This window comes from Lactiplantibacillus daowaiensis, assembly GCF_005405085.1.
In the GTDB taxonomy this organism is placed as follows: Bacteria; Bacillota; Bacilli; order Lactobacillales; family Lactobacillaceae; genus Lactiplantibacillus; species Lactiplantibacillus daowaiensis.
This window is the reverse complement of the sequence record NZ_BJDJ01000015.1, coordinates 23,102-31,111: the sequence shown is the minus strand read 5'-3', so window position 1 is coordinate 31,111 and position 8,010 is coordinate 23,102. Positions and strand designations below refer to the sequence as shown.

Annotated in this window: 8 protein-coding genes and 1 pseudogene; 1 reads left to right on the top strand and 8 read right to left on the bottom strand. The window is 43.5% G+C overall.

Annotated features, from left to right (window positions below; translation table 11 throughout):
* Positions 1 to 781 (bottom strand): annotated as a pseudogene (locus tag FFM75_RS09900) (hypothetical protein); the annotation flags it as partial.
* 33 nt (positions 782 to 814) lie between these two features.
* Positions 815 to 1,456 carry a YtpR family tRNA-binding protein gene (ytpR, locus tag FFM75_RS09895; RefSeq protein WP_137629017.1) on the bottom strand — a complete coding sequence of 214 codons (642 nt, stop codon included), beginning with the start codon at positions 1,454 to 1,456 and terminating at the stop codon, positions 815 to 817.
* Between the two features lie 166 nt (positions 1,457 to 1,622).
* On the opposite strand from ytpR, the gene FFM75_RS09890 reads away from it, so the two are divergent.
* Positions 1,623 to 1,946 carry a PepSY domain-containing protein gene (locus FFM75_RS09890; RefSeq protein WP_137629016.1) on the top strand — a complete coding sequence of 108 codons (324 nt, stop codon included), beginning with the start codon at positions 1,623 to 1,625 and terminating at the stop codon, positions 1,944 to 1,946.
* 284 nt (positions 1,947 to 2,230) lie between these two features.
* Here the strand turns inward: FFM75_RS09890 and FFM75_RS09885 are convergent, their stop codons facing one another.
* From FFM75_RS09885 to FFM75_RS09860, 6 genes are all read right to left on the bottom strand, one after another.
* The gene (locus FFM75_RS09885; RefSeq protein ID WP_137629015.1) at positions 2,231 to 2,959 is read right to left on the bottom strand and encodes a LytR/AlgR family response regulator transcription factor; all 729 of its coding nucleotides are present in this window, start codon (positions 2,957 to 2,959) and stop codon (positions 2,231 to 2,233) included.
* Entirely contained in the window at positions 2,952 to 4,208 is a 1,257-nt protein-coding gene (locus FFM75_RS09880) for a sensor histidine kinase (protein WP_137629014.1), read from the bottom strand. The genes FFM75_RS09885 and FFM75_RS09880 overlap by 8 nt, the downstream gene beginning before the upstream one ends.
* A 207-nt stretch (positions 4,209 to 4,415) precedes the next feature.
* Complete coding sequence (gene trmB, locus FFM75_RS09875) at positions 4,416 to 5,063, bottom strand: tRNA (guanosine(46)-N7)-methyltransferase TrmB (protein ID WP_137629013.1); 648 nt, start codon at positions 5,061 to 5,063, stop codon at positions 4,416 to 4,418.
* A 75-nt stretch (positions 5,064 to 5,138) separates the two neighbouring features.
* The gene (locus FFM75_RS09870) at positions 5,139 to 5,924 is read right to left on the bottom strand and encodes a phosphotransferase family protein (RefSeq protein ID WP_137629012.1); all 786 of its coding nucleotides are present in this window, start codon (positions 5,922 to 5,924) and stop codon (positions 5,139 to 5,141) included.
* A 132-nt stretch (positions 5,925 to 6,056) separates the two neighbouring features.
* Positions 6,057 to 7,262: an ABC transporter permease gene (locus FFM75_RS09865; RefSeq protein ID WP_137629011.1), complete on the bottom strand. Its 1,206-nt coding sequence runs from the start codon at positions 7,260 to 7,262 to the stop codon at positions 6,057 to 6,059.
* Positions 7,255 to 7,992, bottom strand: a complete 738-nt coding sequence (locus FFM75_RS09860; RefSeq protein ID WP_137629010.1) for an ABC transporter ATP-binding protein — start codon at positions 7,990 to 7,992, stop codon at positions 7,255 to 7,257. Before FFM75_RS09860 ends, FFM75_RS09865 begins: the two co-directional genes overlap by 8 nt.
* Positions 7,993 to 8,010: the final 18 nt, after the last annotated feature.

The following is an 8,010-nucleotide window of genomic DNA, read 5'->3' as shown; positions in this document are numbered from 1 at the left end:
CTTCACTGGCTTCACTGGCTTCACTGGCTTCACTGGCTTCACTGGCTTCACTGGCCGCCGATACCGCAGTAAAACTGCGATCGTCGGCCACTTCAGGTTCAACGTCGACAGGCGTTGGTGTGATAACCACTGTTGGCGTTAAAATTGCCGCCGCAGATGCTGCTAATTCAGGCTCAGTCGGTTCAAAGACAACCGTTGGTGCTGATTGAGGCACTACTTGACTAGCTGCCATTGAAGACACTGCCGCACTTGACGCTAAATCAGTCGCTTCAGCCGTTGCTGCTTCGCTCATGGCACTAGTTGCCACCGAATCAGCAGTCGACGTTGTCATTGTACTAGCAACCGTTGTCGCATCAACTGCACTAGCCGGTTCATTCACCACTTGTTGTAAATCAACTAACGGTAAATCATAATCTCGCGGTGTGGCAAAAACCATGTAGCTTTCACTTGGTTTATACAATATCGTTTCAATCGTCAAATAATCCGTCTGATCAGGTGACAGCGTTGCTTGAAAGCCTTGACGCGCACTCGATAATTGTGACGGAATCTGTGACGGATGAAAAACACCATGTGTGCCACCAGTAAATGGGGCACTAGACGTTGGTGCTGCTGACTTCACCGGTCGCGTCGGTCGACTTGATGTCGGCTTTGGCACTGCTGAAGCTGCCTGACTCGCTGGTCGCGCGGTCGCACTGGTTGATTGACTGGCGGCCGCCGAAGTATTCTTTTTTATTGGTCGTGCATATTTCCGGAAAAACGCCGGGCCATCATAATGGTTCATTTTCAATCATCCTAGTTATAGTGTTAACACGCTTTAAGCAGTAAATAAGGTTTGCGCCCGTTTAAAATCAAACGGTTCGCCAACTGGTTGGTAATCGGCTGGCAAGATTAAGGCACCAGGCCGTTGTGGCGCATTTGGCAATTGTAATTCACGACCAGAAACGATCATGCCGTTACTTTCAACACCACGTAATTCACCTGGCCAAATGATTAACCCATCTGGCATCATGGCCCCAACTTTAGCCACAACGACTAAAATATCAGCTTGCATGTTTGGTGAGCCGCTCACGATTTGTAAAGGTTGGTCAGTACCAACGTCAGTTTTCGTGATTTGTAAATGGTCAGATTTTGGATGAGCTTCCGCAGTATCCACATGACCGACGACAAATTTAGGGGTATCGTCAACGACTAATTCAGCTTCAAAATCATTGGCCGTTAATAACGCATTTAACTCTTCAACTTGGTCAGCAGTCAAATGAACTTGACCGTTAACGTCTAACGTCCCTAACGTTTTGGAAACATCAAAGAAGTTGTAGCCCAGCGTGTCACCGGTTTTAGCATCGCTAATGCGGGTAACGGTAGCGTGACTTTCAATTTTTTGTTCTGCAACATCGGGCCGTAAGATGGCAATTAAGGTGTCGCCTAATTGGGTTGGATTATAACTTGTAATTAACATTGGAATCCCCTTTACTGATACTTATGCATTCAATTTACCATTATATCTTATTTCGATAGAATCATACTGATTAATTATGACTTTTCTTTGTAATCTCGTCAATCATTGGTATACTAAATTTGAATAAAAAAACTGAACTTGAGTTGGTCGAAAGGAGTACGCAACAATGCATAAACAAATTCAATATGGCGGTTTATTGGCAGTTGGAATGGCCGGTGTCGCAGGTGGCTTTTCAATTGGCGGCCTGCTTAAACGGTTGCGCCGACCAACCCCCAATCAAATTTTGAACCAGGTGAAGCGGGCTTTTCTAAAAGAAGCGCCCATTGAAGGCTCATGGATTGAAATGAAAAAAGCCCCGCTACAGAAGTTCGCTTTACGGACTGATGTTTATTATGGTGGCATCACACGGTATGAAGATGGACAGTTAGTTCAATACGAATTCTTAGCCGATGCGAATACTGGGAGTATTTTAGATATTTACCGTCTTTAAAAGCTAACGAGTCCGGGACACAACTTGGATTCCATAAGAAAATGGGGGTAGTAAATTCTCGTATTTTGAGAATTTACTACCCCCATTTTTTCTTTTCTAATAGGCTATTACACCTGCATTTTCCGCAACTACCGAGAGCCAGCAACTTAACTTATTAGCATGAAACAAGTGCCATCTGACTGACTCGTCGAGACATTGAAACCAGTTAGCGCTAATTTGATATTAATCCATTTTAAGCTTGTACCAATCACATATGCTGCTTGAACAACCGCAATTAACGTCGACTAGCGTAACTGCTTGACTAACCCCCGCCCACCAACTAGTGAACACGGTACCTGCTCACCGTTTGACAATGTCACCACATGTGCCTGCTGATTCACTGCCTTCACATGTTGACAATTAACGACAATCGATTGCTGGCAACGATAGAATTCATCACGTTGCTTAGCCACCGTTTTAATTGTCCCATAAATTTCAAAATGCGCATTTGCCAAGTGGACGATTAATTTATGTGGGACTTTGGCCGTTTCAAAATATAAAATCTCAGCAACTTGAACTGTTCGAAGCTGATCAATGGTTTTAAACGTTAAAAATGGCTTAGCGACCGGACTAGCTTGTTGCCACCGTTGCTGGGCCAATTGAATGGCTTGAATCACTTGGCCTTGGACGTTATCCGGTTGATCTTTCAAAATAAAGGCTAGCGGCTCTAATTGATACTGTAAAGTTTCCAATGCCAATTCAGCATGGGTCGTTACAAAGACCAGTTTACAATTTACATCCACTTGCCGAATTCGATTCGCAAGTTTAATTCCCGACATTGCCTGGCCTAAATCGATATCTAAGAAATATAGGCGTTGATGCTGATCATCCAAATCCTGCAATAACGGTGCTGGCGTTGTCACCGCTTGAACGACCTGCATATCTAAATTCTCAATCATGATATACTTCTCAATCATCGCCACTAAGGATTTTAATTGCTGCGGTTCATCTTCACATATATACACCTCAATCATGTGCCTCACCCAATCTAATCGTGACTGTTTGACTAAAGACCGTTGTGGTTATTTCAGTTGCTAAACTGACTTGCGGCGATTCATCGACCAATCGCTGTAGATTAGACAAGCCTAACCCCCGATGATCGCCTTTAGTTGAAAAGCCATCCGTTTCTAATTGCCACAATGGCGGTAAGATCGTTGTGACTGGATTTTTCACCAAGATGACTTGACTATTAGGCGTTGTCATTATCGCAACATGTAACCACGCATCAGCTTGTTGATCCGTTGCCTCAATGGCATTATCCAAAATAATCCCCAGCGCAACCACTAAATCAACCGTCGGCATTTTAAAAGCGGTGATAACAGTTGGCACCTCTAAAGTCACCTTAATGGCTTCATTTTGCGCATAGCTTAATTTATTAAATAAAATAGACTTAATTGCTTTATCTTGAATGTGCGCAATATCTTCGAGTTGATACTTCGATGCGGCTAGTTGCTGATTTTTCGGCATCAGTGTGGTTTGATAATAATGCTTTAACCCCACCAAATCGTCGGTTTTTAGATACTCGTCCAAAGATAACATGACATTTTGATAATCATGCCGAAATCGGCGTAGCTCATCATAGTGCTGTTCCATCGCTTGAGTATAGTGTAAATTGCTAGTCAGTATGGCTTGTTGCTGTTTCAGCTGACTGGCTTGTTTAATATTGCGACTGGATAAGCTTTGAAGCGCTACCATAATTAGCAATAAAGTGCCAACCAGACCTAATCCTAACCAGTTCTCTTTAGTTTGTTGTTGCCCAGCAATCAATTGCAAGTAACTCATCGCCAGTAAAAATGCGAGACAAATTAACCCAACCGAGACGTTATTCAGCCGATGAATCGGCGTCGCCACCCGTTGCGTCAAGCCGTATAAAATGCCAACACCAACTAAGCTGAGTAAGAAAAAAGTCACCGGTATGGCTGAACTATAGTGCCAATGCATTTCAATCAACAACGTCAGTAACGTGACTATGCTCAAAGCCAATTCACTCTCAACTGTGACAACTAATGCTGTTCGCCAATCTTTAGTCGCCATATAAACTGAAACGCTTACCAACAGGAACTCAGGTAAATTTGTCCAAGCCCCAATTATCGGTGTCCCCCACTGTACAATTGCCGTCGTTACCAAGATTAGCACCCAATCAATCCAACTTAACTTAAAACGACACAAGATCAGCTTGCTATTGATGAACAAGATTATGACCCAAAATAAAACAAGTAACATTCCGAACACCCCCCGCAGGTTTCTTTAATCTCAGCATACAGGAAGTTGTCGTCAAATAGGCAATTTTATCAAATTCAAGCTGTTTTTCATCATTTTTAAGCTCGCTTGGCCGTCGTTACGACAAAAAAAGTCGTGCCAAGTCATCATCTGATAGCTTGGCACGACCGTTTCATCACCATTTCCAGTTACTAAACTAGAACTTGGACGTTATTTTTCACTTTTAAATGTCGCAATAATCTTATAAATCGGACCGAACTGGCTGAACTTTTGTTCATACTCGGTCTCAACGTTATCTTCGACCGTTTCATCGGCGTGTAAGTCCAACCAAACTTGTTCAAATGCCATGCCGAAGTTATTCATGCTCGTCAATGAGAACTCGAACAAGCCGCGGTTATCGGTCTTAAATTCAATTTGACCATTAGGCTTTAAGACATCCTGATACCCAGCTAAAAATGACTTGTAAGTCAAACGACGCTTAGCATGACGTTTCTTAGGCCATGGATCAGAGAAGTTCAAATACAAGCGATCGACTTCATTAGGTTCAAAGAAAGCTGTCACGGCTTGACCATCAGCATGGGCCAATTGCAAGTTAGGCAATGGTTCGTCAACTAATTTACGTAAAATTACCGCGATCACTGACGTTTGAATTTCAATCGCAATATAGTTGATTTCAGGATGGCGTTTGGCCATTTCAATAATGAACTGGCCCTTACCACTCCCTACTTCAATTTGAAGTGGTTGGGCTTTTTCAAAACGGCTTTGCCATTTGCCCCGGTAATCAGTTGGGGTTTCGGTAATCAATTCTGGGTGGGCGTTGATTAACTTTGGAGCCCACGGTTTGTTCCGTACACGCATAGGTTTACTTAACTCCTCTTTCATTGACTTCAAGAAAATAGCCTCGAATTCCAACCGGAACTCAAGGCTAGCGGTTTAGAGTTGGTATTGACTCAACTCTTCTAAGAAAATAATCTCGTGGTTCATATTGTGATATTGGTTACGGTAATAATTGTCTTTAATGTTCAACAGTAAATTGATTTTAGCGTACCAGACGACCCGCTGCTGCATATCTGGCGTCATGGTCTCACCATATTCACCAAACCAAGCTTGCCAGTCATTCAACGGTACGTATTCGCATAATAACATGCTAATGTCAGATGCTGGGTCCGCAAACCGGGCTGAATCCCAATCAACCAAATACAACTGTTGATTGTCAGATAATAACCAGTTTTTATGGTTTAAATCACCATGACACACCCGATAGTCGGCCGTTGGTAAAGTCGGCAAGGTGCCCTGGAGATCATTTAAAACCCGGGCCATCAACGGATGGTGCCGTAAATCATCTGGTAGATCACTGAGATATTGACGAATAAACTCATGGGGCCGGACAGTTTGACCGCCGACCTTAGTTAACATTCGATGAAGCAACTTGGAATTGTGCACACGGGCCAATAAATGCGCGACCTCAGGCGAGCGCATTTGTTGCTTCGTTAAAGTTTGACCATTTAGCCATTCTTGGGCGGTTAAGGTGTCACCGCTCGATATTCGTTTTGTCCAGATCAGCCGCGGGGTAATTTCTTCCATCGAGAGCGCCGCTAGAAACGGCGAGGCGTTCCGTTTTAAAAACAATCGCTGTTGATTTTTTTTACCCATGAAAGCTTTGTCGGTATTGCCATAAATTGGATAGACATGCCAGCCATCATCAAGTTCGAAATCCATCAGCCCCACTCCTCTCAAAATTAATCGTTTTATCGGTTTAACTTTTACTAACTTTAATTGACTTAACAATCACATTTTATAGACCTATGGCGACTACGTCAAGTCCTTTTTAACCGTTGGGCGCCGTGGGATTTACCCTAGTCGTAACTTGGCATACCAAGCAACTAAGAGATAGATTTCAACCACGTTAATGACTAGCAAAAGACCGACTTGACCTAACGATGCGTTAGTTAGCCAAAAGGCAATTAAAAAGATAATGCCGGTCGTACTTAAGATGATTGTCAGCAACCGTTGGAAGTTTTTAAGCTTCAACGGCGCCGCCAACGGATAAATGTGCGTAAAAACTATATTATCGTATCGCTTGTAAAACGGCAACAATTGAAACCCAATTAAATAGATAAAAATCACATCGAGCGCAATTGATAACCAGCCGTGACCGCTGAAGTAGAGCAAGATTGCGCCAATAATCGTTAGGCGCGTCACTAAGCCACTAAATTCAGTGCCACGCAACATCCCGCGGGTAAATAAGTACCCAAAGGCATGTTGTTGATCACGCGGTGCCCATTTCAATAACCAATCCAAATACTTCCGTCGTTTGACGCTCCCCTGTACCATTGGCACATCGGTGAATAAATTAAAGAAGCGGTAAATGCCGAGCATCCGGTTGGCTTCACTGGCCACATCAGCCTTCCAGGCCACCACTGTTTTTGACCAAATTTGGGCATGCCACCACCGTTGACCAGCCGCTAAAACCAGTGCCAAACCAGCCCCTAGCCATGGATTGACCGCTAAAGCTAGTGCGATAATCGCTAGAGATACAAGCAGATTAAGCCACTGAACGCCCCGGCGTTGGCTGCGTGTGACTTGATACAAGTCAGTGACCCGTAACGTTAAGTCACTGTCTTTTAACGCGACCTGCATAATCAGTAGCGCCAACAAACTCACCCCACTAAGTGAATCAACCAACATCAATAATGGCGCGACTAACCCGACCAAGATGACTTGCACTGGCAGTGCTAACCACCAACTATAGTGCCAAGCACGCGTGAAATATTGGTGTAAGTCATGTTCACGTGGCAATAAAAAAACGGTATCGGCTGGTTCAATTAACGTGGCAATCCGGCTGACACGTAAGCCCAACCATAAGAACAAACCGACCACGACAACAATCCAAGTATCTTTTGTTGAAATTGTTTTTAACCAGTTGGAATAAGCTAACCCTAACCCACCGACAAAAAACATCAACGCAATGACAAAGTGATCATTAAAGACGAGTCGTAAATAGTGAAGCATTTGCCGTAAATGTCGTTGTAAACGTTGCTGGTACAACTCATTCATCGCGGGTCACCCCAGTCAATGATAAGTAAATATCGTTCAACGAATCACCTGCATCTGGATATTGGGCCTTGATTTCATTGAAGGTCCCTTGCGTTTGAATCTCACCCGCATGGAGCAAGACAAAGCGATCACAGAACTTTTCAGCGGTATCTAAGACGTGGGTCGACATCAAAACTGCGGCACCACGTGATTTGACATCACTGATCAACTGTAACAAGTCATGGACAGCCAACGGATCTAACCCTAAGAAAGGTTCATCGATAATGAACAACTTCGCGTCCGTTAAAAAAGCACAGACGATCATGACTTTTTGTTTCATCCCTTTAGAAAAGTTCGCTGGGAACCAGTCTAGCTTGTTATCTAATCGGAAAATTTTTAGTAAGTCATGCGCCCGTTCCCAAGCTGTCGTTTGGTCTAAACCATAGGCTAACATCGTCATTTCTAAATGTTCTTTTAAAGTTAATTCTTCATATAAAATTGGCGTTTCAGGAATGTAGGCGAGTTGTTGTTTATATTGTTGCGCATCACTCGCAATCGTCACCCCATTTAACGTAATCGTGCCTTTCATTGGCGTCAATAATCCAATGATGTGGTTAATCGTGGTGGATTTACCGGCCCCGTTTAGCCCAATCAGCCCGACTAATTCGCCGGGTTCGACTTGAAAACTAATATCCTTTAAAACCGGAATCTGGGAATAGCCACCAACTAAATGGCTCACTGCTAATGCCATAAATCTAACCTCTTTCTT

Excerpts from the sequence above, each read along its gene's own strand:
- ytpR (WP_137629017.1), bottom strand. The coding sequence starts at position 1,456 with ATGTTAATTACAAGTTATAATCCAACCCAATTAGGCGACACCTTAATT.
- FFM75_RS09890 (WP_137629016.1), top strand. The coding sequence starts at position 1,623 with ATGCATAAACAAATTCAATATGGCGGTTTATTGGCAGTTGGAATGGCC.
- FFM75_RS09885 (WP_137629015.1), bottom strand. The coding sequence starts at position 2,959 with ATGATTGAGGTGTATATATGTGAAGATGAACCGCAGCAATTAAAATCC.
- FFM75_RS09880 (WP_137629014.1), bottom strand. The coding sequence starts at position 4,208 with ATGTTACTTGTTTTATTTTGGGTCATAATCTTGTTCATCAATAGCAAG.
- trmB (WP_137629013.1), bottom strand. The coding sequence starts at position 5,063 with ATGCGTGTACGGAACAAACCGTGGGCTCCAAAGTTAATCAACGCCCAC.
- FFM75_RS09870 (WP_137629012.1), bottom strand. The coding sequence starts at position 5,924 with ATGGATTTCGAACTTGATGATGGCTGGCATGTCTATCCAATTTATGGC.
- FFM75_RS09865 (WP_137629011.1), bottom strand. The coding sequence starts at position 7,262 with ATGAATGAGTTGTACCAGCAACGTTTACAACGACATTTACGGCAAATG.
- FFM75_RS09860 (WP_137629010.1), bottom strand. The coding sequence starts at position 7,992 with ATGGCATTAGCAGTGAGCCATTTAGTTGGTGGCTATTCCCAGATTCCG.